We start from the raw sequence: 24,751 nt of genomic DNA, 5'->3' as shown, positions 1-24,751 counted from the left end.
GGACCCCGATGACCGTCGCCGACAGCCGACCGTTGGCCACCGAGATAACCGACATCCTGGTCACGCACTGCGGCCTGGACGCCGACGCGGCCGCCCGCGCGCCCGCCGCGTCCCTGGCGGAGCTGGGCATGGACTCGCTGGCCCTGCTGGAACTGTCCGCCGTGGTCGCCGACCGGTGGCGGGTGAAGATCCCCGAGCAGGCCGCGGAACTCAGCATCGCCGGCGTCGCCGACCTGGTCGCCCGCCGGGCCGAACCGCCCGGGCACACCGAGAACAGCATCGTCATCGACGCCCCGCTGGAGCTGGTCTGGGACCTCACCAACGACGTCGAGAACTGGCCCCGGCTGTTCACCGAGTACGCCTCGGCGCAGGTGCTGCGCCGCGACGGCGACACCGTGCTGTTCCGGCTGACCATGCACCCGGACGAGAACGGGGTGGCCTGGAGCTGGGTCAGCGAACGCACCGCCGACCCGGCCACCCGGCAGGTCCGGGCGCACCGGGTGGAGACCGGCCCGTTCGAGTACATGAACATCCACTGGCGCTACGACACCGAGCCCGACGGCACCCGGATGACCTGGACGCAGGACTTCGCCATGAAGCCCACCGCGCCGCTGGACAACGCGGGGATGACCGCGCGGATCAACGCCAACAGCACGGTGCAGCTGGCCGTCATCAAGGAGCGCGTCGAGCGCGCCCACCGGGGAGGCGACAATGGGTGAGACCCTGCTCGGGCTGGTGGCCGCCCGGGACGTACCGGCGGACCGGCGGCGCGGCGGCGAGCTGCGGGTGCTGCTCGGCCCGAAGACCGTCGGCGCCACCTCCGGCTTCCTGGGCGTCGCCACGCTGGCGCCGGGGGAGCGGATCGCCGAGCACTACCACCCGTACAGCGAGGAGTTCCTCTACCTCAGCCGCGGCGCGATCACCGTCGACCTGGACGACGAGCCGGTGCCGCTGACCGCCGGCGAGGCGCTCTTCGTGCCCCGCAACGTGCGGCACCGGCTGCGCAACACCGGCGACGAGCCCGCCGAGGTGGTGTTCCACCTCGGACCCCTGGCGCCCCGCCCGGAACTCGGGCACGTCGACACCGAACTGGTCGAACAGCGGGGCCCGTCATGACCGGGCGCCGCACGGTGGTGACCGGCATCGGGGTGGTCGCCCCCGGCGGCGCCACCCGGGACCGGTTCTGGAAGACCATCACCGAGGGCCGTACGGCGACCCGGCGGATCAGCTTCTTCGACCCGTCGCCGTTCCGCTCGCAGATCGCCGCCGAGTGCGACTTCGACCCCGACGCCGCCGGGCTGACCCTCGCCGAGCGGCAGCGCGCCGACCGGTACGTGCAGTTCGCGCTCGCCTGCGCCGGCGAGGCGCTCGCCGACAGCGGCCTGGAACTGGCCGACGCCGACCGGGAGCGGACCGGGGTGGTGCTGGGCACCGCCGTCGGCGGCACCATGGCCCTGGAACAGGAGTACGTCCGGGTCAGCGACTCCGGCCGGCACTGGCTGGTCGACCACCGCCTCGGCGGCCCGTACCTGTATCAGGCGCTGATGCCCAGCAGCCTGGCCGCCGACGTGGCCGCCCGGCACGGCCTGCACGGTCCCGCGCAGGTCATCTCCACCGGCTGCACCTCCGGCATCGACGCCATCGGGTACGCCCACCAGTTGGTCGCCGACGGTGAGGCCGACATCGTGGTCGCCGGGGCGGCCGACTCGCCGATCTCCCCGGTCACCGTCGCCTCGTTCGACGCGATCGGCGCCACCAGCCCGGACAACGACGACCCGGCGCACGCCTCCCGGCCGTTCGACGCCGACCGGCACGGCTTCGTCCTCGCCGAGGGCGCGGCCGTGCTGGTGCTGGAGGAGTACGGGCACGCCCGCCGCCGCGGCGCGCACGTCTACTGCGAGGTCGCCGGGTACGCCAGCCGCAGCAACGGCTTCCACATGACCGGGCTGCGCCCGGACGGGGTGGAGATGGGGCTGGCGATCGGCGCGGCGATGCGGCAGGCCCGGCTCCGCCCGGAGCAGGTCTCCTACATCAGCGCGCACGGCTCCGGCACCCGGCAGAACGACCGGCACGAGACCGCCGCCTTCAAGCGGGCCCTCGGCGACGCCGCGTACCGGGTGCCGGTCAGCTCGATCAAGTCCATGGTGGGCCACTCCCTCGGCGCGATCGGCTCGATCGAGATGGCCGCCTGCGCCCTGGCGATCGAGTTCGGGGTGGTCCCGCCGACGGCCAACTGGACCACCCGCGACCCGGAGTGCGACCTGGACTACGTGCCCAACGAGGCCCGGGAGCTGCCGGTGGACGTGGCGCTCTCGGTGGGCAGCGGCTTCGGCGGCTTCCAGTCGGCGATGCTGTTCCGCCGGCTCGCCCCGGCGGTGGCCGGATGAGCGCGGGGATCCCGGCCGCCCGCCGGACGCCGCCGATCCGGACCGGTCACCGGACGGCGGTGGCCGGGTGAGCGGGCGGGCGGTGGTCACCGGGATCGGCGTGGTCGCGCCGAGCGGCGTCGGCGCGGACGCGCACTGGGCCACGGTGACCACCGGCGCGCGCCGGCTCGGCCCGATCAGCCTGTTCGACCCGGCCGGCTACCCGACCCGGCTGGCCGGCGAGGTGCCCGGCTTCACGGCCCGGGACTGGGCCGACCAGCGCCGGCTGGTGCAGACCGACCGGTGGACCCACCTGGGCTTCGCCGCGACCCGGCTGGCCCTGGCCGACGCCGGGCTGCCCGAGGTGTCCCCCGACCCGTACGGCTACGCGGTGACGCTGGCCAGTTCGTCCGGCGGCAACCTGTTCGGGCAGCGCGAGCTGCAACGGCTCTGGGGCGGCCCGTCGCGCTCCGTCGGGGCGTACCAGTCGATCGCCTGGTTCTACGCGGCGAGCGTCGGGCAGCTCTCCATCCACCACCAGTTCAAGGGGCCGTGCGGGGTGCTGGTCGCCGAGTCCGCGGGCGGGCTGGACAGCCTGGCCCACGCCGCCCGCACCATCCGCCGGGGCACCCCGGTGGTGATCGCCGGGGCCACCGAGTGCCCGCTGAGCCCGTACGCGCTGGCCTGCCAACTGCGCTCGGGGCTGCTCAGCGACGTGGCCGACCCGCGGCGGGCGTACCGGCCGTTCGACCGGGCGGCGGCCGGCTACGTGCCCGCCGAGGGCGGGGCGGTCTTCGTGGTGGAGGAACTCGACCACGCGCTGTCCCGGGGGGCGCGGATCTATGGCGAGGTGACCGGCTGGGCGGCCACCCACGACGGGGCGCCCACCGACCCGGACCGCGCCGAACCGGCCCATTACGCCCGGGCGCTGCGCCAGGCCCTGGACCGGGCCGCGGTACGGCCCGACGACGTGGACGTGGTGCTCCCCGACGCGCTGGGGGTGCCCGCGCACGACCGGGCCGAGGCGGCGGCGCTGCGGACGGTCTTCGGCGACCGCCCGCCCCCGGTGACCACCCACAAGCCGCTGACCGGCCGGGCCCACCAGGGCGGCTCCGCGCTGGACGTGGCCACCGCGCTGCTCGCCTTCGCCCACGACACCCTGCCCGCCTCCGCCGGGCCGCAGGACCCGGCCGACGGCTGCGAGCTGGACTTCCTGCGCGAGCACCGCCGTCCCCGGTCCCGGGTCGCGTTGATCGGCGCGCGCGGCTTCGACGGGTTCAACAGCGCCCTGGTGGTACGCGGCGCCGCCCCGGCGCCCCGCCGGTCACCCGAGTCGGCCGACGGGTGAGCCGAAATTCGCTGTCCCGCCGGGAGCGGACGGTGGCATGATCGGCCACCGTGCAGGACATGCCAAAAGGACTGGACGACGCCGCGCTCGCCGCCGCGCTGGCCGACGGGTGGGGCCTGCGGGTGCGCGCGTCGACGTACCTGCCGGTCGGCTTCGGGGCGTACCACTGGCGCGTGACCGACCACGACGGACGGTGCTGGTTCGTCACGGTCGACGACCTGGCGGTGGACCCGGAGCCGGCCGACGCGGTCTGCGCCGCGCTGGGCCGCGCCCTGGCGACCGCGGTGGCGCTGCACCGCGACGCCGGGCTGGAGTTCGTCGTCGCCCCGGTGCCCGGGCTGGCGGGGGAGCCGCTGCGCCGCCTGGACGCCCGCTACGCGATCTCCGTCTTCCCGGCCGTCGACGGCGCCGCCGGCCGGTTCGGCCCGCACCGGCCGCAGGACGTGCCCGAGGTGCTGGAGCTGCTGGCCCGGCTGCACGCGGCCACCCCGGCCGTGGCCGGCACCGTCGACCGCGCCGACCTGGCCGTGCCCGGCCGGGGCGGGCTCGACGCCGCGCTGCGCGACCTCGACCGGCCGTGGACCGGCGGCCCGTTCGCCGAGCCCACCCGCCGGCTGCTCGCCGACCGGGCCGCACCCGTCGCCGGCCTGCTCGCCGAGGTCGACCGGCTGGTCGCCCGGGTGACCGCCGCCGGCGCCGACCGGGTGGTCACCCACGGCGAACCGCACCCGGGCAACCTGATGCGCACCACCGCCGGGCTGCGGCTGGTCGACTGGGACACGGTCCGCCTCGGCCCGCCCGAGCGGGACCTGTGGTTCCTGGCCGACGACGGCGGCGCGGAGGCGCTGGCCGGCTACACCGCCGCCACCGGCCGACCGGTCGACCCGGACGCCCTCGCCCTGTACCGGCTGCGCTGGACGGTCGCCGACATCGCCGCCTTCGTCGCCGACTTCCGCCGCCCGCACGGCGACGGCCAGGACAGCACCGCCGCCTTCGGCTTCCTGCGCGGCTACCTCACCTGAGCGGGCCCGCCGGTCAGCTGTCGAACCACACGACGAGGCGTACGTTGTCGTCGCCGTGCCGCGCGGCCAACGCGCGCATCCCGTCGAGCAGGGCGCGCAGATCCGGGTCGGCGCGCAGCACGTCGCCATGGGACAGCCGTTCCACCCGCCACAGCCGCCCGCCCGAGCGCCACTCGGTGCCCTCCGGATAGCTGCTGCCCCGGGGATCGGCGTCCGCGCCGGCCGCCTCGTGCCAGGCCATGCTCCGACTTGCCTTACCCGTGCGGCGCGGCCCGTCGCCGGTGAGTTGATACTCGTGAATCCGGTCGTCCACCCGCGGCGCCCGCGCCCGCCAGTCGATACCGGCCAGCTCCGACCAGCCCACCCAGCTGTGGTCGTGCGCCTCCGCGTCGAGCTGACGGTCGAGGAGCCCGGCGCTGGCGTCCGGCGGCAGGCCCCGCCCGGCGGCCACGGGTGCGAAACCCGCGAAGTTGCACACCCCGAACAGCAGGCCGAAGGCGTCGTAGTGGCGGGGCAGCGCGGCCAGGTCGAGGTCGGCCAGCTCCCACGGCGCACCGGGTCCACCCGGCCGGATCTCCACCCCGCCGTCGATGTCCGTACCCACGTCGCTCTCCCCCCACCGCGACCCGTCGGGGGAGGATCATCGCATGGCGTACGTCTTCCTGCTGCTCGCGATCGCGGCCGAGGTGTTCGGGACCAGCCTGCTCAAGGCGACCGACGGTTTCACCCGGCTCTGGCCGACGCTCGGCGTGGTGGTGTCCTACCTGGCGGCCTTCGGGCTGCTCGCCGTGGTGGTGCGCGACATCCCGGTCGGGGTGGCGTACGCGATGTGGTCCGGGCTCGGCACCGCCGCCATCGTGGCCGTCGGCGCGGTCTTCCTCGGCGAGCCGCTGAGCGTGACCAAGCTGGTCGGGGTGGGGCTGGTGATCGCCGGGGTGGTCGTGCTCAACCTCGGCGGCGCGCACTGACCGGCCGAACGGCACCCCCATCCGCCGCACGTCGCGGCGGGCGGGGCACGAAGGCGCGGCATGCGGCAGGTCGCGGCCACCCGGCGCGGGAAGAGCCCGACACGCCGCACATCGCGGCCGGCATGGCGGCCAGGCGCGCAACGCCTTGCTGCCCACCACCGGGAACGTTCGTGCCCATCATCCCTAGCGGTTGCGCCGAGCCAGCACCCTGGACGGATGAATCTCGTGATCGCCCTGGCCGGCCCGATCAGCGCGCTGCTCGGCGTCTGGCTGGGCACGACGATGACCGGACGGGTGCAGGAGCGGGCACTGAGACAGGAACAGGACCGGCGGACCGCGGAGGTCAAACGGACGGCGTACACCGGTCACCTGACCGCCCTGCGCGCCTACATCGCCTACGTCACGTCGCACGCGCCGGAGATCTCGGTCATCCGTGACGGCGGCTCCCGCCCGCGGCCGGCGTTCAGCGGGAGGGGACACGAGGTCCGCGAGGCCCTGGAGACCAGCTACACCGCGCTGCAACTCGTCGCGGCGGAACAGGAGACCGTCAACCAGGCCCACCTGGTGTCCCGGGCCGCCCGCCGGATCGCGGTGGCCGCCGCCGACCGCGACCCGACGCTACCCGACAAGCTGCTTGTCTTCTGGGACCTGGAACGCGGGCTGGTCAACCAACTGCGACGGGAGTTGGGCCAGCCGCTGCCGCTGGCGAATGCGTACGACGCCGACGCGACCCTGCCCTAGCGGCTGCCGTCAGGCCGGCGCGCGACGGCCGGCGCGGCGGGCCCGGGCGCGGGAGTCGCCGCGCTCCAGCCACCACTGGACGACCAGCAGGTTGACCACCCAGCTCAGCCAGACGCTGGCGCCGGCCGCCGCCCGGATCATGGCGTCCTGGTCGCCGCCGTAGGTGGTGTCGACCTGGGGCAGGAGCAGGACGACGAAGAGCACGACCCACAGCCGGTTGAGCACGATCGACAGGGTCAGCGCGAAGCTGCGAATCATCCACCGGCGGTGCTCGGCGAAGCGGCGCTGCCGCGCCATCCGGTATCCGGCGACGGAGGTGGCCAGCCAGAGCACCGCCAGCATCGTGTTGCCGACCTGCGAGACGAAGCCGGTACTGCTCAGCGGCGCGACGCCCAGCACGGCGATGCCCGCCGGGAAGACCCCGCCGAAGAGGTACGCCCGGCCCAGCCACCGGTGCGCGACCGGGTAGCGGCGGCGGAACCACGGCCAGACCTGGAAGCTGCCAGCGAGCAGGGCCACCGAGCCGAACACGATGTGCGCCACCAGCAGCGGGTAGTACTGCGGGTGGGCCTCCGGAACCGGCAGCCGGGATTGGCTCGGGTCCAGCGTCAGGTAGGGCGGCAGCGCGTACGCCACGAACGCGATCGCGACCAGCAGCAGCGGCACCGCCCAACGCAGTTGCCGCGACACGCGGCGCCGGCCGGCCGGGGCACTGGTGGTGGGCGGGGTCAGCGGATTGTCGACCGTGGTGGGCATGGCGATCCCTGCCTTCCTCACTGCCGCGTACGACGCGACGGACCGGATGCAGGAAACGATGCGCTTTGCGGGCCGTCGGGTCAGCGGTGCTGGCTCCCGCGTCCACGGTGGTGCCAGTACCACCGGTGGCAGGGCCCCCGGGTCTCGGGAGCCCTGCCACCTGGCTCAGTCGAGCAGTTCGGTCACCGTGCCGGCGGCCACCGTACGGCCACCCTCCCGGACGGCGAAGCCGAGCCCGACGTCCATCGCGACCGGCTTGCCGAGCGCCACCGTGAGGTCGACGGTGTCGCCGGGCATGACCATGGTCACCTCGCCGAGGTCCACCGATCCGACCACGTCCGTGGTGCGGAAGTAGAACTGCGGCCGGTAGTTGGCGAAGAAGGGCGTGTGCCGCCCACCCTCGGCGGTGGTCAGCGCGTACAGCCGGGCCCGGAACCGCTGGTGCGGGGTGACGCTGCCCGGCAGGGCCACCACCTGACCGCGCTGCACCTGGTCACGCTTGACCCCGCGCAGCAGCACGGCGGCGTTGTCCCCGGCCTCGGCGGTCGCCAGCGACTTGCCGAAGGTCTCCAGCCCCGTCGCGACCGTCGACAGCGTCGGACCGAGACCGACGACCTCGACCGGGTCGCCGACCCCCAGCGTGCCCCGCTCGACCGCGCCGGTCACCACCGTGCCCCGCCCGGAGATCGTGAGCACGTTCTCGATCGGCATCAGGAACGGCTCACCGAGCTTGCGCGGCGGCACCGGCACGTACCGGTCGACGGCGTCGAGCAGCTCCACCACCGAGGCGACCCAGCGCGGGTCGCCTTCGAGGGCCCGCAGCGCCGACACCCGGACGACCGGCACCTCGTCGCCGGGGAAGCCGTACTCGGACACCAGCTCGCGGATCTCCAGCTCGACCAGGTCCAGCAGCTCCGGGTCGTCGACCGCGTCGGCCTTGTTCATCGCCACCACCAGGTAGGGCACGCCGACCCGCCGGGCGAGCAGCACGTGCTCACGGGTCTGCGGCATCGCCCCGTCCAGCGCGGAGACGACCAGGATGGCGGCGTCGACCTGCGCCGCCCCCGTGATCATGTTCTTCACGAAGTCGGCGTGGCCGGGCATGTCCACGTGGGCGTAGTGCCGGGTCGCGGTCTCGTACTCGACGTGCGCGATGTTGATTGTGATGCCCCGGGCCACCTCCTCCGGCGCCCGGTCGATGCCGTCGAAGGAGACGAACCGGTTGGCGGCCGGGTCCCGGTCGGCGAGGACCTTGGTGATGGCGGCGGTCAGGGTCGTCTTGCCGTGGTCGACGTGACCCATCGTGCCGATGTTGAGGTGCGGCTTGGCCCGCACGAACTGGCTCTTGGCCATGATGAGACTCCACCTTCGAGAACGAACTGGCGGAAAGACGTACGCGGGCGGGGTGCCACCCCGCGATGAACCGCGCCAGAACCGCGCGTCGCGGCGCGCCCCACCAGGGCGGCGCCGGAACACCGGGCCACCCTCCTCCATGGTTCTGCCGGACGGGAGGAGGGTCAGCCTCGGGTATCAGCCAGCCATGCGCACACCGCAGCGGCGCCCGGCAGGTGCAGACCTGCGGGGCGTACCACGCCGACGGTGCCGAACATGACGATCACGGTAGGCCCAAACGTCACCGGGGGCGATCGATATTCCGCCGGCCGTCAGACCGGGAAGCGGCCGCGGCGCCACTGCCAGTGGCGGCCGGCCGTCAGGTGGTCGACGGCGGCGCGCTGCAGCGCGGTGCGGCGCGGCAGCTCATCCAGCGGCGTGGTCAGCGTGCGGAACACGAACCGCAGCACCTCGACGTCGGCGTCGATCCCCTCCGGCTCCTCGTAGGGCTCCAGCTCGAACCGGCGCTGGAACCGGATGATGTTGGCATCCTCGGGCAGGTATTCGCGCAGTTGCGGGTCGAGCAGCCACGAGCCGCAGGAGAACTCGGTGTAGCCCTCGTCGGGAAAGTGGCGTGGGAAGAACGCGCGGGCCTCGTCGAGCGAGGCGTCGACCGCCGCCGGGGTCAGCGGCCCCGCCTCCGGGATGTGCAGGCCGATGGTGTCGCCGCGCTGGTGCTGCAGCCGGCCCAGCTCGTAGAGGCCGCCGCGCGCATGCAGCGTCAGCCAGCTCTGCATCACCGGCCAGCCCGCACCGTGCATCCGCCGGTCGACCGCGAGGTTGCGGCCCAGGTCCGCGAGGGTCGCCCAGGACACGGCGTCGGCGATGCCATGGTCGCGGTGGTATGCCCGGACCACGTCGACCAGGGCCAGGTACGCGTAGCCGTAGAGATGCCGCCAGGCGGGGCCCCGTTCGCGCGGCAGCGCCGGACCGGGCGGCAGCCAGTCGTAACCGCCGAGGTCGGCGCGGACCAGGGCGATCGAGCGGTCGAGCAGCCAGCGCAGCTCCGGGGTCCACAGCGGAGAGTCGGGGTCGGGCCAGCCCGCCATGATCTCGGCGGCGTCGTCCGGCCGCACCGCGAGCCGGTCGAGGATCGCGGCCGCGTCGGCCCGGGCCGGCAGCGGAGCCGACGGTTGGTCACCGGCCAGCCGGTGCACCCGGTCGACCTCCTCGACGGGCACCCCGAGCCGGGCGGCGGTGTCGGCCAGATCCACGCGGTCGACCCTACCGACCGGGGGGTCGCCGCGACAGGCCCGAGCGCGCCCCGCCGCTGCGCTATGGTGGTCGGGTACCCGAGGAGTGGAGTGATCGTGGCAGGTGACGACGACATCTCCGGGTGAGAGCCCGGACCGGCCGCCGACGCGCGTGTGATCGCGCCGTCGCCGCGGCCCTCTTCGTCGTCCCTCCGCTCCGCACCGAACGCCCCGTCGCGCGTCCGGTCTGCCACGTCTTTCGAGGTCTGTCATGTCCGACGGCTACATCGTCAGCTCTGCCCTGTCCTTCTCCTGGCCGGACGAGAGTCCGGTCTTCGCCGACCTGTCCTTCTCGGTGCCCGGCGGCCGCACCGGGCTGGTCGCCGCCAACGGCGCCGGCAAGACCACCCTGCTCCGGCTGATCGCCGGTGAGCTGCCCCCGACGTCCGGCTCGGTCACCGTGCAGGGCGTGCTCGGCTACCTGCCGCAGCACCTGCCGTTCGCGGTCGACCAGCCGGTCGCCGAGGTGCTGGGCGTGGACCGGGTCGTCGCCGCGCTGCACGCGATCGAGGCCGGTGACGCGAGCGAGGAACACTTCGGCGTCGTCGGCGACGACTGGGACGTCGAGGAGCGCACCCGCGCCGAGTTGGACCGGCTCGGCCTGGGTGACGTCGCCCTGGACCGGCGGCTGGGCACCCTCAGCGGCGGCCAGGTGGTCTCCCTCGGCCTGGCCGCGCAACTGCTCAAACGCCCGGACGTGCTGCTGCTCGACGAGCCGACGAACAACCTCGACCGGGACGCCCGGGACCGGCTGACGGCGGTGCTGCGCTCCTTCGCCGGCTGCCTGCTGGTGGTCAGCCACGACCGGGAACTGCTCGACGAGATGGACCGCATCGCCGCCCTCGACCACGGCGAGCTGCGCTGGTACGGCGGCAACTGGACCGCCTACGAGCAGGCCGTACGGGCCGAACGGGAGGTCGCCGAGCGGCAGGTCCGCAACGCCGAGCAGGACCTCAAGCGGCAGAAGCGGGACCTGCAGCAGGCCCGGGAGCGGGCCGCCCGCCGGGCCGCCAACGCCAACCGCAACCTCGGCAACGCCGGCCTGGCCCGGATCGTCGCCGGTGGCCTCAAGCGCGACGCCCAGGTCTCGGCCGCCCGGGCCGACGAGACCCACGCGTCCCGGGTCGGCGATGCCCAGGCCCGCCTGGACCAGGCCAGCCGCGCCGCCCGCCAGGACGACCGGATCGCCATCGACCTGCCCGGCACCACCGTCCCGGCCGGCCGGACCGTGTTCACCGGCGAGCACCTGCGGGCCGAGTACCACGGCCGGCCGGTGTTCGCCGCGGACGGCGTCGACCTGCACATCCGGGGACCGGAACGCGTCGCGCTGACCGGCCCCAACGGCGCCGGCAAGTCCACGCTGCTGCGGCTGGTCACCGGCGACCAGGCGCCGACGTCCGGCACCGCCGGCCGCGCCGAGGGCCGGGTGGCGTACCTGTCCCAACGGCTCGACCTGCTCGACCCGGCACGTACGGTCGCGGAGAACCTCGCCGCGGCCGCCCCGGCGCTGCCCGACGCCGAGCGGATGAACCTGCTGGCCCGGTTCCTGTTCCGCGGCGACCGGGCCCACCTGCCGGTCGGCGTGCTCTCCGGCGGTGAGCTGCTGCGGGCCACCCTGGCCTGCGTGCTGTTCGCCGAGCCCGCCCCGCAGCTGCTGCTGCTCGACGAACCCACGAACAACCTGGACCTGGACAGCGTGGCCCAACTGGAGAGCGCGCTGACCGCCTACCGGGGTGCGCTGCTGGTGGTCAGCCACGACGAGCGGTTCCTGGCCGCGATCGGCATCGACCGGTGGCTGCGGCTGGCCGACGGCCGGCTGACCGAGACGGGCCCGCCGGAGGCCGGCTGACCGGAGCGCTCACATGCCGGTCGGCTCGGGCGAGTCGGCCGGCGGGTGGGCCAGCACGAACCGCTCGACGGCGGCGCCGCTGACCGCGGCGCAGAACTGCCGGTAGCCGGCGGTGGCGCCCCAGTGCGACAGGGCCAGCGGCCGGCCGGCCGGCCGGGAATTCGCCGTACCCGCTGTCCCACGGCGCCACCACGAACCGTCCGCCGTACCGGTCGTCGCCGAGCTTCTGCGCCAGCGCCCGCAGCGCGTCGGTCTGGTCCCGGACCAGCGGCTCGACGTACCAGAGGATGGTGTAGCCGTGTTCCAGGTTGTGCACCAGGATCTCGATCGCCGGCCGGTCCCGGGTGGTGTAGAACCGCCGTACCGCCGGGGCCGGCACCACGAAGTGCGGCCCGGACGACGGCGGGACCAGGTCGTAGCGGACCCGGGTGGCGTACGGCTCGGCGGTGTTCGGACCGACGTGGACGCCGACGCCCCGCACGGGGTCGGTCAGCTCGGGGTCGCAGCCGGCCCGGTCGATGCCCACGCCGATCTCGGCGGCCGGCCGGTGCGCCGCCGAGTCGGCGTACGCGCGCACGAACGGGACCACCGCCACCCCCAGCAGCAGGGCGCCGAGCGCGACCGCGACGGCGGCGATCCGCGGCCCGGCCGCCCCGCCCGGCTCAGCCACGGTGCCCCTCCCGGCGGCGCAGGTGACCGGCGGCCGACTCCAGCACCACCTCGATGGGCGGCATCCCCCGACCCTCGAAGGTGCCGGTGCTCAGGGCGAGGACCGGCACCGGGGGGACCACCGCGTACCCGTCCGCGCGCAGCTGCGCGACGTTGCGCTGCACCGCGGGCCGCTCCCACATCGCCCGGTTCATCGACGGCACCAGCACCACCGGCGCCGCGGCGGCGAGCAGACAGGTGCTGACCAGGTTGTCGGCGATGCCCAGCACCACCTTGGCCAGGGTGTTGGCGGTGGCCGGCAGGACCAGCACCAGATCCGCCCAGGCCGTCAGCGACAGGTGCGGCACCTCGGTGGCCGCCTCCTCGTCGACCAGGGCCGGATGCCCGGTGAGCAGGGTGAACGAGCGGGCCGGCACGAACCGCGCGGCGGCGGGGGTGAGCACGACGCGGACGTCGAGGCCCAACGCGTGCCGCATCACCATGATCGATTGGGGGAGGGTGAGCACGTCCGCCGAGCCGCAGGCGGCCACCAGGACCCGGCGCGCCGGGAACGGGCCGGCGCCGGCCGCGGCGGGTCCGTCCGGCCGCTGCGGCCGGTCGGTGCTGGTCACGGTACGGGGAGCCACGGGTCGCCTCCTGGCAGGTCAGCGGTGTCGTCGGTCAGTTGGCAGCGGACCAGGTCGGCGTAGACACCGTCGGCGCGCAGCAGCTCCTCGTGCCGGCCCCGCTCGACGATGCGTCCCTGCGCCACCACCAGGATCTGGTCGGCGTTGCGGACGGTGCTCAGCCGGTGGGCCACCACGATCCGGGTGCAGCGCAGCGCCGAGATCGCCCGGTCCACCCGCCGTTCGGTGGCCACGTCGAGGTGACTGGTCGCCTCGTCCAGCAGCAGCACCGCCGGCGATCCGGCCACCGCGCGGGCGATGGACAGCCGCTGGCGCTGCCCGCCGGACAGGGCCTGGCCCCGTTCGGCGACCTGGGTGTCGTACCCCATCGGCATCGCCGCGATGTCCTCGTCGATCGCGGCGACCTCGGCCGCCGCCCGGATCGCCGGCATGCCGATGCCCGGGTGCACGAGGCTGACGTTGCGCCGGATGGAGTCGCGGAACAGGTAGCTCTCCTGCAACACGACGCCGAACTGGCGACGCAGCGCGGTCGGGTCGATGCGCGACAGCGGCACCCCGTCGAACAGGATCTCCCCGCTGGTCGGCCGGTACAGGCCGGTCAGCAGCATGGCCAGGGTGCTCTTGCCGCTGCCGGACGGGCCGACGACGGCGACCTTCTCCCCGGGCGCCACGTCGAACGAGACGCCGCGCAGCACCGGCGGCGTGTTGCCGTCGTAGCGGAACGACACGTCGCGGACGCTGATCCGGCCGGTGAGTCGGGGCGCGGGCAGGTCCGCCTCGCCCCCCGGTTCCGGCCGGGCGGCGAAGACGTCGCGCAGCCGTTGCAGGTGCGACACCACCGACTGGAGCACCTGGGCGCTGGCCACCAGCGAGGCCAGCGGGGTGAGGGCGGACAGGGCCAGCGCCTGCAGGCCGAGGGTCTGGCCGAGGCTGGCGCCGTCGAAGAGCCGGCCGGTGCCGAGCCAGAGCAGCGCCAGCGGGCCGGCGAGCTGGACGCTCGCGGTGATGTTGGCGACCGTGGCGGAGAGCCGGTTCTGGGCCACGTCGGCGTCGAGCGCGGTGCGGTAACGGCGCTGCCAGCCGTCGAAGACCTGCCGTTCGGCGCCCATCGACTTGACCGTCGCGATGCCGGACAGCGCCTCGATCAGCGCGCTCTCCGCGTCGGCCTGCACGGTGAGATGCCGCTGGCTCAGCCGCAGCAACCGGCCGTTGACCACCGCCACCGCCACCACCTGCGTGACGCCGATCGCGGCGGCCAGCCCGGCGAAGGCGAGGTCGCTGGCGATCAGCACACCGAAGTACGCGATGACCAGCACCCCGTCGATCACCGCGGTCAGCACCTGGGTGGTGACCAGCTCGCGCAGCAGGATGCTGCTGGACAGCCGCTGCATCAGGTCGCCGCTGGCGCGTTGCTGGAAGAAGGCGTACGGCAGCCGCAGCAGGTGGCTGAAGAGCCGGGTCATCAGCTCCGCGTCCACCCGGGCCTGCAGCGTGACCAGCAGCCGGGACCGCAGGTAGGCCACCCCGAACTGGGTAAGCACCAGCGCCGCGATGGCCAGCGCCAGGTACGGCATGAGGGCGGTCTCCCGGGCCGGCATGATCTGGTCGAAGGCGACCGTGGTGGCCATCGGCAGCGCCAGGCCCAGCGCCTGCAGGACCAGCGACACGGTGAACGCGGCGCCCAGCCGGGGCAGGAACGGCCGCAGCAGCGGGTGGGCGCGCCGCAGCCGGGCGATCGGCCCGGGGCGCTCGGCCGGCGGCTCGGGTGGGGACTGCGGGTCGGGGGCGTAGGTCAGCACCGTCCCGCTGAATCCGGCGGCGAACTCGGCCGGGGTGAGCAGCCGCCGCCCGAGCGCCGGGTCGACCACCCGGATCCCGCGCGGGCCGACGTGTTCCACCACGACGAAGTGGGCGTCCTCCCAGTGCGCGACGGCCGGCAGGGGCAGCGTGCCGACCTGCTCCGCGCCGGCCCGGAAGGCCCGGCCGCGCAGCCCGAACCGGGGCGCCGCGGCGAGCAGCGCCCGCGCCGTGACCCCGTCCCGGCCGACGTCGAGCCGCTCCCGCACGGCGGCCAGCGAGGCCCGTACGCCGTGCCAGCGGGAGATCATCGCCAGGCAGGCGGCGCCGCAGTCGGCGTCGGTCATCTGGAGCACCAGCGGGAGCCGGCGCCGGCCCGGCCAGCACCGGCGCGCCCCGCTTCCGGTCAGGCCGCCCACTGCCGCTCCCGGGCGCCGGGCGTACGGGTGCGGGCCCGGGCCCCGGCCGGCGCGGGCGGGGCCAGCAGCAGCACCGACGGCACCCGCTCGGGTGCGGCCAGCCGCAGCAGGGCCAGGCCGATCCCGGACAGGCCGGTCATCAGCTCCGGCGAGGCGAGCGCCGTCGGGTTCGCGCAGCGCCAGCCGCCGGTGAGCCCGTCGCGCAGCACCGCCGCGGCCGGCGCCACCGCCCGCGGTGCGGCGGCGGTCAGCAGCAGGTCGAGGTTGCCGAGGTCGCCGTGGCACAGCGAGTGGTTGCGGCCGAACCCGACGGCGAGCGTGGTGGCCACCGCGGTGGCGATCTCGGTGTCCAGTTCGTCGTCCGGGCCGACGGCGTCGCGGACCAGCAGGCGCGACAGCCCGATCCCGGGGGCGCCGTGGCACCAGGTCACCGCGCACCGGCCCGGCCGGCGCAGGTCGGCCCAGTTCCCCTCGGTCGGGCGGAACAGGCTGCGGTCGTAGGCCAGCGCCGGAGCGGCGGCGTCGGCGTAGCCGGCCTCGCCGGTCACCGCCCCGGCGTGCGCCAGCGCGGCGGCGATCCCGGCCGCCCCGTGCGCCAGCCCGCCCAGCGGGACGCCGCCCCGGGCCGGGTGGGCGTAGCGGTCGGCGGCGGCCAGCAGCCGGCGGGCCGCGCTCCGCACGGCCGGCCCGACCCGCTCCGGGTCCAGTCCGGCGCGGGCCACCGCGAGGACGGCTCCGGCGGACCCGTCGACCAGATCGGGGGACTGCGCGGCGGCGGCCAGCGTGGTGATCCGCGCCAGCGCCAGGTCGACGGCCGGGGCGAACCGACCGGTCTGCCACAGCACCCCGAGGTGGCCGAGGACGTGGACCAGGCCGCCCCAGCCGGTGAACGCGCCGATCCGGTCGTCGGCGATCCGGCGGTCGGCGATCCGGGCGGCGAGCCCGGCGGCGGCGCGCTCGGCGAGGTCGGTGAACCGCTGCTCGCCGGTGAGCCGTCCGGCGTGGGCCAGGAAGAGCGCCACCCCGGCCACCCCGTCGTAGAGGTGCGGGCCGAGCGGCGCCGGCGCCCAGCGGCCCGGGTCGACGGCCCCCGGGGTGAGGCCGAACCAGGTCGGCTCGGCCCCCGGGCCGGCCAGCGCGGCCACCGTGTCGGCCACCGCGGTCGCGGCGGCCAGATACGCCGACGACGGTGGCACCGGCGCCGGCGGCAGCTCGGCCAGCCGCCAGCGCACCCGGGCGTGCGGGGCGTCCGCCGCGTCCACCCCGGCGGCGAAGGCGGCCTGGACGAGCCAGCGCTGCCGGGCCAGGTCGGCCGCGTCGAGGCGGGCGAGCCGGCGGCGCGCCTCGGCGAGCCCGGAGCGGGCCAGCAGGCCCGGCAGCCGGTGCCCCCGGCTGGTCCACAGGTCACCCGAGTCCACGGTGGTGGTGAACATCGGCACGTCGCGGCGGGCGAGGTCGGCCCGTTCCGCCGCCACGGTGGCGGCCAGCAGCGGCAGCTCGGCCACGCCGGACCAGAGCCAGTCGTGCAGCCGCTCGGTGTCCAGGCCGTCCTGGAGCGCGTCGGTGTGCAGGGCGGCGTCCCGCAGCCGCAGGTACGTGCGGGTGGGCCGCAGCACCACCCGGATCTCGTCGGCGGCGAACGCGGTGACCGGCCCGTCCGGGGCGAGCAGCTCGTCGCGCACCGCCACCAGCAGGCGGTAGGTGGCCGCGAAGCCGTCCAGCACCTGCGGCAGGTTGGCCGCGACGTCGGCCGGGTCCGTCCCGTCGGGGTCGGGCCGGCCGTGCTCGTCGTGGCGGTGGCCCGGCGCGCACACCCGCATCTCGTCGGTGCCCTCGCCCTGCCAGGCCGAACAGTTGCAGCGCTCGCCGGCCGGACCCGCGGCCTGGTCGGCCCGGGGCAGCAGCCCCACCGCGAGCACCGAGTCGGCGATCGCGTCGCCGCCGCCCTGGGCCGTCGCGGCCCGGGTCACCGCCGGGGTGAACACGGTTTCGAGGTCGACCAGGACGGGATGCTCGCCGTGCCCGATCACGTTCTCCCGGTGGCAGTCGGTGGCGCCGACGGCCTGCAGCAGGGCCAGCAGCGACCCGTACCGGCGGGCGAACCGGCGCCGGCCGGCCGGCGTGGTGGCGGCGCGCGCCTCGACGTACTCGGCCCAGCCGTGCCCGCCCCGGGGCAGCACGGCGAACGTGTGCAGGTCGGTGCCCCGCTCGTTGAGCCAGGCCAGCAGGGCCTGGAAGCGGGCCTCGACGGCGACCGGCCGGGGCTTGTAGACCAGCCGCAGGCCGCTGTCGAAGGTGGCCACCAGCACCCGGCGGCCGTCGCGGTGCGGGTCGCCGGTCTCCTGGGCGTCGACCAGGCGGCCGGGCCGGGCGCCGCCGTGGAAGGTCACCCCCAGCGTGGTGGCGTCCGCGCCGAGCCGCTCCAGGAACTCGATCGTGCGGTCCGCCCAGCCGCGGGTCAGGTCGTACGCCTGCCGGGCCAGCACCGGGTACTCGGCCAGCAGGGCCAGGGCCGCCTCGGGCGACCGGTAACGCCGGAAGAAGGCCGCGTACCGGTCCCGCGGTGTGTCGCCGGGCGAGGTGCCCCGCAGCCGGTCGATGTTGAGCTCGAGGACGACGGCGCGGCTGAGCACCACCACCAGCTCGTCGAGCAGGCCGGTCAGGCCCAGCCGGTCGGCGTCGGCCGGCAGCAGGTCGGGCGCGTCGCCGGCGAGTCGCCGGGCCCGCCGCGCCACCCGGGCCCGGGCCCGTGCCACCAGCGGCGCCACCAGGGTGAGGGAGGCGTCGAGCGGCCGGCCGGGCAGCAGCTCGGGGTCGATTCCGGCCTCCGGCGCCGCCCGGTAGCAGGCCACCAGGTCGTCGATCCACTCCGGGGTCCGGCCGAGCCGGGCGGCGAGCCGCCCGGGTGACTCGTCCAGGAGCGCGAGCAGGGCCGGCTCGTCCAGGCCCTCCGCCGCCAGCCGGCGTCGCCAGTCCCCGTCGTCGACGAAGGCGCCGCCGCCGCGCCAGCGGGCCAGCCGCCATCGGGACCGCGCACCGGCCTGCGGGGCGGGGGAGTGGGGTACGGCCAGCCGCTCGGTGATGGTCAGCGCGGCCAGGAGTCGCTCTTCGATCCGGGTGGTCGGGTCGTCGTCGGCGGGACACGGGACAGTGGACATGCGGCGCTCCAGCGGCGGTGGATCGGGCGGACGGCGGGGTCCGGGCCGAGCCGGGCCCGGACCCCAGGGACCGTTACGGACTCAGCAGACGCAGTGGCAGCAGGCCGTGGTGTGACCGGTGGTCGCGGCGGCACCGCCGGCGACCGTCTCCAGCTGGTCGCGGTCCAGCTCCACCACGCCGGCCGGGTGGGCCGCCAGGCCCTCGGGGGCGGCGGCGCGCCGGTACTCGTCCTTCCAGCCGTTGACGATGTCGGTGATGGACATGCGGATCTCCCTTCACGATGACCGGCCGGCCTGCCCGGCGGTCGCTTGCAGGACCAGCCTCCGCGCCGGGCGACGCCGGCACATGAGTAGCCGCTACCTCAGTGCCGGCCGGTGCTGTCGCGCCGGTGACAACCATCCCGGCGGGCCGGAGCGTCAGGTGTGCAGGCGTGTCCGAAACGCGACGGCCCCACCGTCCACGGTGTGTGAGGGTGGGCCGGAGCCACTCAGACCGCCGCATGTCCCGGTCCGGCCGGCCGAGCGGATCGAGGACGAGATTGGCGACCGGACCCCGGGGGTGGGTGGTCCGGCCCGGGGTGAAGGGGTCAAGTGGCTGCTGCGCCAGGATGTCTCGTGGACGGGGATGCCGGATGGCCGTTCGTCGGCCGCGCACGTGAGCGGGACCGGGCGGTGCTGGCGCTCGACGCCACGTCCGGCTCGGGTGTGCTGCTCACCGGCGACGCCGGGGTCGGCAAGAGCCGGCTCCTCGACGAGGTGCTCGACCACGCGTTGCGGCGGCAACGCGTCGTGCTGCGGGTCACCGCCACACCCGGCTGGCGGGACGTGCCGTTCGGGGTGCTCGCCAGCCGGCTCCCGCAGCCGTCCGACGCGAACGTGGCCGACGTCTTCCGGGACGTCGAACGCCGGTTGCGGGAGGTCGCGGCGGGGCGCGGCGTGGTCCTCGGCGTGGACGACCTCAACTGGCTCGACGACGCGTCGGCCGCCCTGCTCGAACGGCTCGTCGCCGGTGGCACCGTCCAGGTGGTCGCCAGCGTACGCACCGACGCCCTGACCGCCGCGCCGGTGGCCGCGCTGCGGCGGTCCCGGTCGGTGGACCGGGTGCACGTGCCGCCGCTGGATCCCGACGAGGCCGCGCTCGTCGTACGGGAGGCGCTGGGTGGCCCGGTCGACGGCCTGACCGTCGGCGCGCTGTGGCGGATCAGCCAGGGCAATCCGCTGTTCCTCCGCGAGGCGCTGCGGTGCGGGCTGCGCGACGGCGGGCTGGTCCGGCGCGACGGCATGTGGACCTGGCCGACCGAGTCGCTGTGCCCCACCCACCTCGCCGAGCTGATCGAGCAGACCCTCGGCACGCTCGACCCGGACGAGGCCGAGGCGTTGCAGTACGTCGCGCACGCCGAGCCGGCGCCGCTGGCGCTGATCGAGCGGACAATCGAACCGCGCACCGCCGAGCGGCTGGAGGAGCGCGGCCTGATCCGGCTGGTCCAGCACGGTGCGGCGGTGCTGGTGCAGACCGGTCACCCGCTGTACGCGGAGGTGGTCCGCAACCGTACCGGCGCGCTGCGCGCCCGCCGGCTACGCCGGAACCTGGCCGAGGCGATGGCGGCCGTGGACGGCGGCGGCGAGGGCGACCTGGCCCGCATGGTGGCCTGGCGCTGCGAGGCGGATCTGCCGGTCGCCGCGGCCGACCTGCTGGCCGCCTCCGAGTACGCGCTGCGCCGGCACGACCCGGCGCTGGCGGAGCGGCTCGGCCGCCGGGTCGACACCGCCCGCGGCGACTGGCAGGTGGCCCGCGCACTGGTGGCCCAGGGCCGCGGCGACGAGGCGGACGCCCACCTGGCCCGGGCGGCGGCGCACCTGGTCGACCCCCGGGACCGCGCGGAGGCCACCGCGCTGCGGGCGCTGAACCTGTTCTGGGGCTGCCGCCGGCCCGAGCAGGCCCGCGAGGTGCTCGACGACGGCCACCGCGACCTGCCCGCCGAGGCGCACCCCGGGCTGCTGGCCGCGGCGGCGGGCATCGCGGCGTTCAGCGGCGACAGCGGTGGCGCCCGGGCGTGCCTGGCCCGGCTGGCGGCGGACCCGCCGCGGGATCCGCTGCTGGCGACCGCCGTCACCGCCCTGCACCCCTACCTGCTGCTCTTCGACGGCCAGCCGGACCGCGCGGCCCGGATGTTCGACAGCGGCGAGGTCGCCATCCCGGACACCTGGGCGACGATGCGGGCCGCCACCCAGGTCGGTCACGTGCAGTCCCTGCTGATGTCGGGCCGGCTGCCGGAGGCCGAGCGGTTGGCCCGGCGGTACTACCGGGACGCGGTGGACCGGGGCGCCGCCGACGGGGTGGGTCTGCTCGCCTTCGCCCGGGGCAAGTGCGCCTACCACGCCGGTCAGTTGCGCCGGTCGCTGCGCTGGCTGCACGAGGCCCGTACCCTCGCCGGCGACCGCACCCTGTTCCCGATCCGGGTGTACGTGCTGTCGGCCAACGCCTACGTGGCGGCGCAGCTGGGTGAGCTGGACGAGAGCCGGCGGCTGCTGCGCCAGTTGGTCGACGGCCACGCCGGCGACGACGGGCAGCCGCGTGGCCTGCTGGCCGCCGACGCCGAACTGACCGCGGCCTGGCTGGCCGCCGCCGACGGTCAGCTGGCCACGGCCGTCGCGACGCTGCGCGAGCTGCCCGGGCGGGCCGACCAGGCCAGCACGATCACGGTGGAGTGCCTGCACCTGCTCTCCCGCCTGGAGCCCACCGCCGCGACCGCCGAGCGGTTGGCGCAGGTCGCTGCCGGCTGCGACAGCCCGCTGTTCGGGCTCTGGGCCGACTACGCCCACGCGCTCGCCGCCGACGACCCGGCCGCGCTCGAGCGGGTCGGCACCGAGTTGGAGGCCAGCGGCTACCTGGCCCTCGGGTTGGAGGCGGTGATCGCCGCGGAGACCGCGTCCGGCCGCCGCGGCGACCACCGCCGGGCGAACCTGCTGGCCCGCCGGGCCGACCTGCTGCGGGAGCGGTGCGGCGGCTACTGGCCGCCGTTGCGGCCCCGGCCGAGCAGCCGCGACGGGCTCACCCCGCGGGAGCGGCAGATCTGCGAGCTGGCGGCGACGGGGCACGACAACGCGGCGATCGCCGCGGAGCTGGTGCTGTCGGTGCGCACGGTGGAGAATCACCTCCAGCGGGCGTACGTCAAGCTCGGGCTGCGGGGGCGGGCGGGTCTCGCCCAGGCCCTCGGGTTGCAGCGGGCGGGTTGACGATGAGTTTCCGATACGAGACGGGTCAACGCTGCATGACGACTACCCACACGCTCTCCACCGCCGAGGCCGACCTCGTCTACGACGTACGCGGTCCGCTGCCGACCGCCGACGGACGCCCGCCACTGTTCATGATCGGCCAGCCGATGGACGCCAGCGGCTTCACCACCCTGGCGTCGTTGTTCCCCGACCGCACCGTGGTGACCTACGACCCGCGCGGGCTCGGCCGCAGCCGGCGCCGCGACGGCCGCGACGATCACGACCCGGTGGTCCAGGCCGGTGACGTGCACGCGGTGATCGAGGCGCTCGGCGCCGGCCCGGTCGAGATGTTCGCCAGCAGCGGCGGTGCGGTGACCGCGCTCGCGCTCGTCGCGGCCCACCCCGACGACCTGACCGTCCTGGTGGCTCACGAGCCGCCGGTCATTCCCGTGCTGCCCGACGCCGAGGCGGCCGAGCGCGCCCGGGGCGCCGTCCGGGACCGCTACGAGGCCGCCGGATCGCACGCCGGCATGGCCGCCTTCATCGCGATGACCTCGTGGCAGGGCGAGTACACCGACGACTACTTCGCCCAGCCGGCGCCCGACCCCGCCGCGTTCGGCATGCCGACCGAGGACGACGGCCGCCGGGACGACCCGTTGCTCTCCGACCGGTCCTGGGCGGTCAGCAGCTACCGCCCGGACGTCGACGCGCTGGCCAAGGCACCGACCCGGGTCGTGATCGCGGTCGGCGAGGAGTCCACCGGCACCTTCACCGCCCGCACCGCGGTGGCCACCGCCGACCTGCTCGGCCAGCCGGCGACCGTCTTCCCGAGCCACCACGGCGGTTTCCTCGGCGGCGAGTTCGGCTATCCCGGCCAACCCGAGGCCTTCGCCCGCAGGCTGCGCGAGGTGCTCGACCCCGCCAGCTGACGCGGACCCCGGGGCCGCCGTCGACCGGCGGGCCGGTCCCGGCCGGCGGTGCACGCCGGCCGGGTCAGCCGCGTCAGGGGCACGGGCCGCCCGCGCACACGTCGACGACCCGGCCGGTGAGCAGGAAGGTCGCCTTCTGCCGCTGCGCCCCGGGCTGGGCCCGGGGGAACTCGTGTGAGTCCGTGCCGTACTCGGGGCCGGCCGGGGCGAGGTTCGTCGGTGGCGGGGCGTAGGTCGCGCCGCTGTTCCAGACCACCAGCGCCGAACCGGTGTACGGGTACCGCCGGATCGGCGCGATGCCCCAGTACGGCCGCACGTCGCGGGACCAGCCGGCGGCGAGGGCCGGGGTGTGCAGCCTGGCGCCGATGGTGCGCGCCTGCACCTCGGCCGTGGCGGGGGAGACCTGGTGGTCGCCGAAGGCCACGTGCATCAGCACCTGGTGCCGTGGGGTGCCGGGCAGTGGCGCGTCGGTCAGGTGCTGGGCGTACCCGTTGGCCTCGGCGCGATCCCACAGCATCTGCAGCAGCGCGAAGATCAGCTGCTGGTCGGCCCGGTACGGGTAGTAGCCGTCCATGATCGTCTGGAACGGCGCGAAGTCGACGCTGCGCTGCAACAGCGTGGAGTAGTTCATCCCGGGCACGCCGAGCACCGACCGGGTCCAGTCCTGGGCGACGGCGGTGAGCGCGCCGCCGTTGATGCCGCCCTGGCTGTTGCCGTCGTAGTGCAGCCCGCCCGCCACGTCGATCAGCGGTCGCCCGGCGGCGTCCCGGAACGCCGGGTCGGCGGCGAACCCGCGGGGGTGGATCATCGTCCGGCCCAGGAAGAGGAAGTTCAGGAAGCTCTGTTGCAGCCGGTCGGCCACCGCGGGGAAGGCGCTGAGGTCGGTGAAGGCGCCGGCCACGTACGGGACGTCGGCCTCGGCCATGCCGATCCAACTGGTCGCGCAGAAGCTGAAGTTGTGGGCGCGGGACATGTCCTTGACGTTGCCGGCGTTGATCTCGGTGGGCCGGCCGAGCAGGCCGTGACCGTAGAGCGACAGGTGCGCCGGGGCGGCGGCCGAGGCGCCGCGCGGGAGGTTGCAGACGAAGTCGGCGCGCAGCGTGGCGCCCGACGGCGTGGGCCGGGCGTCCGGGGTGCTCGCCCGTCCGTCGCCGCCGGCCGGCCCGTAGTGCAGCCGGGAGCCGGGGCCACCGCTGCCGGTCAGGTAGGACGGCACGGCGATGGTGCCGGTCACCTGCCGGGCGATCCGCGGATCCTGCTCCGGTGAGTAGTCGGTGACCCGGCTGACCGTGAAGGTCGGCGCGGCCCGGCCGAGGGTGGCGAACGCGTCGTCGCGGACCGCCAGCATCCGGCCGGTCAGGCCCTGCCGGCTGGCCACGGTGAAGTCCCAGGCCAGGTAGAGGCGCTGCCGCTTGACTCCGGCGGTGGTCAGGTCGGCGAGGATCCGCTTGACCTGCGGGGCGCGCCGGTCCGGAGGGTGACCGCCCGCGCCGGTGACGTACGCCCGGAACCCGGCCGGCGGCGGGATCAGCGACCCGGCGTGGTCGCGCAGGTCGCGCAGGCCCACCACGTACCGGGTGCCCTCGGCCAGGGCGACCGCCGGCCGGATGATGAGCAGTTGCCGGTCGGGTTGCCCGGTGGCGTGCGCGTCCAGCTCCGCCCAGTACGGCGTGCGCCGGCCGGTGGCGGTGTCGACCAGCACGATCGGCGCGTCCGGGGCCAGCGAGCGGCCGATGTCGGTGACCGGGGCGATGCCGGTGGCGGCGGCGTCGAGGCCGGGCACGTGCACCAGGATCGGTGAGCCGGGGCTGAACCCGTCCTGCCGGTTCCACTCCGTCGGGTCGATCGGCACGCCCTGCGCGTTGGCCGGCATGGACGCGGCGGCGAACCGGACCCGCTTGCCGGTGGGGCTGGCCGGGTCGGGCACGGTGAAGTGGTCGTTCGGGAAGGGCAGCAGGCAGGCCGTCGGGTCGATCGGGTCGCAGGCGCCGGGTGACGGCAGGGGTGGCCGCCCCACCGGTGGCGCCGCCGCGGCGGACGCGCCGAGCAGCACGGCGCCGACGGTCAGCAGCGCCGACCCGGCGAGGCGGAGGCGTCGGGGGCGGGTCACACGTACCTCCATCGAGGGTGGACGGAGCGCCCGGTGGTGGCTCCGGCAGGTGAGAGCCTTCCTACGCTCGTGAAGGATTCTCGCGCAAGGGTCTGCTGTGGACGCGGATCCGATCGAGGGCGAACCGATCGA

The 24,751-nt window shown here is 75.5% G+C and carries 20 protein-coding genes; 10 read left to right on the top strand and 10 right to left on the bottom strand.

Going from position 1 to position 24,751, the window contains the following annotated elements:
• The first annotated feature begins 8 nt into the window (after window positions 1-8).
• The 5 genes from K7640_RS00545 to K7640_RS00525 all read left to right on the top strand — a co-directional run bounded on the left by K7640_RS00545 (window position 9) and on the right by K7640_RS00525 (window position 4,736).
• Window positions 9-719: an SRPBCC family protein gene (locus tag K7640_RS00545; RefSeq protein ID WP_222952648.1), complete on the top strand. Its 711-nt coding sequence runs from the start codon at window positions 9-11 to the stop codon at window positions 717-719.
• Window positions 712-1,116, top strand: a complete 405-nt coding sequence (locus K7640_RS00540) for a cupin domain-containing protein (protein WP_222952647.1) — start codon at window positions 712-714, stop codon at window positions 1,114-1,116. The genes K7640_RS00545 and K7640_RS00540 overlap by 8 nt, the downstream gene beginning before the upstream one ends.
• Window positions 1,113-2,387, top strand: coding sequence for a beta-ketoacyl synthase (locus K7640_RS00535; protein ID WP_222952646.1), 1,275 nt, complete (start codon window positions 1,113-1,115; stop codon window positions 2,385-2,387). The genes K7640_RS00540 and K7640_RS00535 overlap by 4 nt, the downstream gene beginning before the upstream one ends.
• Before the next feature lie 67 nt (window positions 2,388-2,454).
• Window positions 2,455-3,714 carry a beta-ketoacyl synthase N-terminal-like domain-containing protein gene (locus tag K7640_RS00530; protein ID WP_222952645.1) on the top strand — a complete coding sequence of 420 codons (1,260 nt, stop codon included), beginning with the start codon at window positions 2,455-2,457 and terminating at the stop codon, window positions 3,712-3,714.
• A 59-nt stretch (window positions 3,715-3,773) separates the two neighbouring features.
• Window positions 3,774-4,736: an aminoglycoside phosphotransferase family protein gene (locus K7640_RS00525; protein ID WP_222952644.1), complete on the top strand. Its 963-nt coding sequence runs from the start codon at window positions 3,774-3,776 to the stop codon at window positions 4,734-4,736.
• 13 nt (window positions 4,737-4,749) lie between these two features.
• Here the strand turns inward: K7640_RS00525 and K7640_RS00520 are convergent, their stop codons facing one another.
• Window positions 4,750-5,340, bottom strand: a complete 591-nt coding sequence (locus K7640_RS00520) for a hypothetical protein (RefSeq protein ID WP_222952643.1) — start codon at window positions 5,338-5,340, stop codon at window positions 4,750-4,752.
• Between the two features lie 43 nt (window positions 5,341-5,383).
• On the opposite strand from K7640_RS00520, the gene K7640_RS00515 reads away from it, so the two are divergent.
• Together K7640_RS00515 and K7640_RS00510 are read left to right on the top strand one after the other, a co-directional pair.
• A complete protein-coding gene (locus tag K7640_RS00515) occupies window positions 5,384-5,704 on the top strand; it encodes a multidrug efflux SMR transporter (protein ID WP_222952642.1) in 321 nt (106 codons plus the stop codon).
• A gap of 216 nt (window positions 5,705-5,920) precedes the next feature.
• Entirely contained in the window at window positions 5,921-6,445 is a 525-nt protein-coding gene (locus tag K7640_RS00510) for a hypothetical protein (protein WP_222952641.1), read from the top strand.
• A 9-nt stretch (window positions 6,446-6,454) separates the two neighbouring features.
• Here K7640_RS00510 and K7640_RS00505 read toward each other — a convergent pair whose 3' ends face one another.
• The 3 genes from K7640_RS00505 to K7640_RS00495 form a co-directional block, all read right to left on the bottom strand.
• Window positions 6,455-7,201 (bottom strand): DUF2306 domain-containing protein, encoded by a 747-nt coding sequence (locus tag K7640_RS00505; protein WP_222952640.1) that lies wholly within the window; start codon window positions 7,199-7,201, stop codon window positions 6,455-6,457.
• Window positions 7,202-7,366: 165 nt separating this feature from the next.
• A complete protein-coding gene (gene tuf, locus K7640_RS00500) occupies window positions 7,367-8,554 on the bottom strand; it encodes an elongation factor Tu (protein ID WP_222952639.1) in 1,188 nt (395 codons plus the stop codon).
• A gap of 311 nt (window positions 8,555-8,865) precedes the next feature.
• Window positions 8,866-9,807 carry an acyltransferase domain-containing protein gene (locus K7640_RS00495; RefSeq protein WP_222952638.1) on the bottom strand — a complete coding sequence of 314 codons (942 nt, stop codon included), beginning with the start codon at window positions 9,805-9,807 and terminating at the stop codon, window positions 8,866-8,868.
• Window positions 9,808-10,057: 250 nt separating this feature from the next.
• Here K7640_RS00495 and K7640_RS00490 point away from each other — a divergent pair, with 250 nt between their 5' ends.
• On the top strand, window positions 10,058-11,695 hold the full coding sequence (locus tag K7640_RS00490) for an ABC-F family ATP-binding cassette domain-containing protein (RefSeq protein ID WP_222952637.1): 1,638 nt from the start codon (window positions 10,058-10,060) through the stop codon (window positions 11,693-11,695).
• On the opposite strand, the gene K7640_RS00485 is transcribed toward K7640_RS00490, so the two are convergent.
• The 5 genes from K7640_RS00485 to K7640_RS00465 form a co-directional block, all read right to left on the bottom strand.
• Window positions 11,595-12,365 carry a DUF3105 domain-containing protein gene (locus K7640_RS00485; RefSeq protein WP_222952636.1) on the bottom strand — a complete coding sequence of 257 codons (771 nt, stop codon included), beginning with the start codon at window positions 12,363-12,365 and terminating at the stop codon, window positions 11,595-11,597. The two genes, K7640_RS00490 and K7640_RS00485, sit on opposite strands and share 101 nt — an antisense overlap.
• Window positions 12,358-12,990 carry a flavoprotein gene (locus K7640_RS00480; protein ID WP_222952635.1) on the bottom strand — a complete coding sequence of 211 codons (633 nt, stop codon included), beginning with the start codon at window positions 12,988-12,990 and terminating at the stop codon, window positions 12,358-12,360. The genes K7640_RS00485 and K7640_RS00480 overlap by 8 nt, the downstream gene beginning before the upstream one ends.
• On the bottom strand, window positions 12,972-15,143 hold the full coding sequence (locus K7640_RS00475) for a peptidase domain-containing ABC transporter (RefSeq protein WP_308042427.1): 2,172 nt from the start codon (window positions 15,141-15,143) through the stop codon (window positions 12,972-12,974). Before K7640_RS00475 ends, K7640_RS00480 begins: the two co-directional genes overlap by 19 nt.
• A gap of 50 nt (window positions 15,144-15,193) precedes the next feature.
• Window positions 15,194-18,364 (bottom strand): type 2 lanthipeptide synthetase LanM family protein, encoded by a 3,171-nt coding sequence (locus tag K7640_RS00470; RefSeq protein WP_222952633.1) that lies wholly within the window; start codon window positions 18,362-18,364, stop codon window positions 15,194-15,196.
• A gap of 81 nt (window positions 18,365-18,445) precedes the next feature.
• The gene (locus tag K7640_RS00465) at window positions 18,446-18,628 is read right to left on the bottom strand and encodes a mersacidin/lichenicidin family type 2 lantibiotic (protein ID WP_222952632.1); all 183 of its coding nucleotides are present in this window, start codon (window positions 18,626-18,628) and stop codon (window positions 18,446-18,448) included.
• A 351-nt stretch (window positions 18,629-18,979) separates the two neighbouring features.
• On the opposite strand from K7640_RS00465, the gene K7640_RS30675 reads away from it, so the two are divergent.
• Together K7640_RS30675 and K7640_RS00455 are read left to right on the top strand one after the other, a co-directional pair.
• Entirely contained in the window at window positions 18,980-21,601 is a 2,622-nt protein-coding gene (locus K7640_RS30675) for an AAA family ATPase (protein WP_222952631.1), read from the top strand.
• 35 nt (window positions 21,602-21,636) lie between these two features.
• Window positions 21,637-22,509 (top strand): alpha/beta fold hydrolase, encoded by an 873-nt coding sequence (locus K7640_RS00455; protein ID WP_222952630.1) that lies wholly within the window; start codon window positions 21,637-21,639, stop codon window positions 22,507-22,509.
• Window positions 22,510-22,582: 73 nt separating this feature from the next.
• Here the strand turns inward: K7640_RS00455 and K7640_RS00450 are convergent, their stop codons facing one another.
• Window positions 22,583-24,619: a hypothetical protein gene (locus tag K7640_RS00450; RefSeq protein ID WP_222952629.1), complete on the bottom strand. Its 2,037-nt coding sequence runs from the start codon at window positions 24,617-24,619 to the stop codon at window positions 22,583-22,585.
• Window positions 24,620-24,751 lie beyond the last annotated feature (132 nt).

This window comes from Micromonospora sp. PLK6-60 (assembly GCF_019890675.1).
Classification (GTDB): domain Bacteria; phylum Actinomycetota; class Actinomycetes; order Mycobacteriales; family Micromonosporaceae; genus Micromonospora.
The sequence above is the reverse complement of the archived record's forward strand: the minus strand, read 5'-3'. Positions and strand labels throughout refer to the sequence as shown.

Coding starts and splice junctions, on each gene's coding strand:
- K7640_RS00545 (WP_222952648.1), top strand. CDS start 9: ATGACCGTCGCCGACAGCCGACCGTTGGCCACCGAGATAACCGACATC.
- K7640_RS00540 (WP_222952647.1), top strand. CDS start 712: ATGGGTGAGACCCTGCTCGGGCTGGTGGCCGCCCGGGACGTACCGGCG.
- K7640_RS00535 (WP_222952646.1), top strand. CDS start 1,113: ATGACCGGGCGCCGCACGGTGGTGACCGGCATCGGGGTGGTCGCCCCC.
- K7640_RS00525 (WP_222952644.1), top strand. CDS start 3,774: ATGCCAAAAGGACTGGACGACGCCGCGCTCGCCGCCGCGCTGGCCGAC.
- K7640_RS00515 (WP_222952642.1), top strand. CDS start 5,384: ATGGCGTACGTCTTCCTGCTGCTCGCGATCGCGGCCGAGGTGTTCGGG.
- K7640_RS00510 (WP_222952641.1), top strand. CDS start 5,921: ATGAATCTCGTGATCGCCCTGGCCGGCCCGATCAGCGCGCTGCTCGGC.
- K7640_RS00505 (WP_222952640.1), bottom strand. CDS start 7,201: ATGCCCACCACGGTCGACAATCCGCTGACCCCGCCCACCACCAGTGCC.
- tuf (WP_222952639.1), bottom strand. CDS start 8,554: ATGGCCAAGAGCCAGTTCGTGCGGGCCAAGCCGCACCTCAACATCGGC.
- K7640_RS00490 (WP_222952637.1), top strand. CDS start 10,058: ATGTCCGACGGCTACATCGTCAGCTCTGCCCTGTCCTTCTCCTGGCCG.
- K7640_RS00470 (WP_222952633.1), bottom strand. CDS start 18,364: ATGTCCACTGTCCCGTGTCCCGCCGACGACGACCCGACCACCCGGATC.
- K7640_RS00465 (WP_222952632.1), bottom strand. CDS start 18,628: ATGTCCATCACCGACATCGTCAACGGCTGGAAGGACGAGTACCGGCGC.
- K7640_RS00455 (WP_222952630.1), top strand. CDS start 21,637: ATGACGACTACCCACACGCTCTCCACCGCCGAGGCCGACCTCGTCTAC.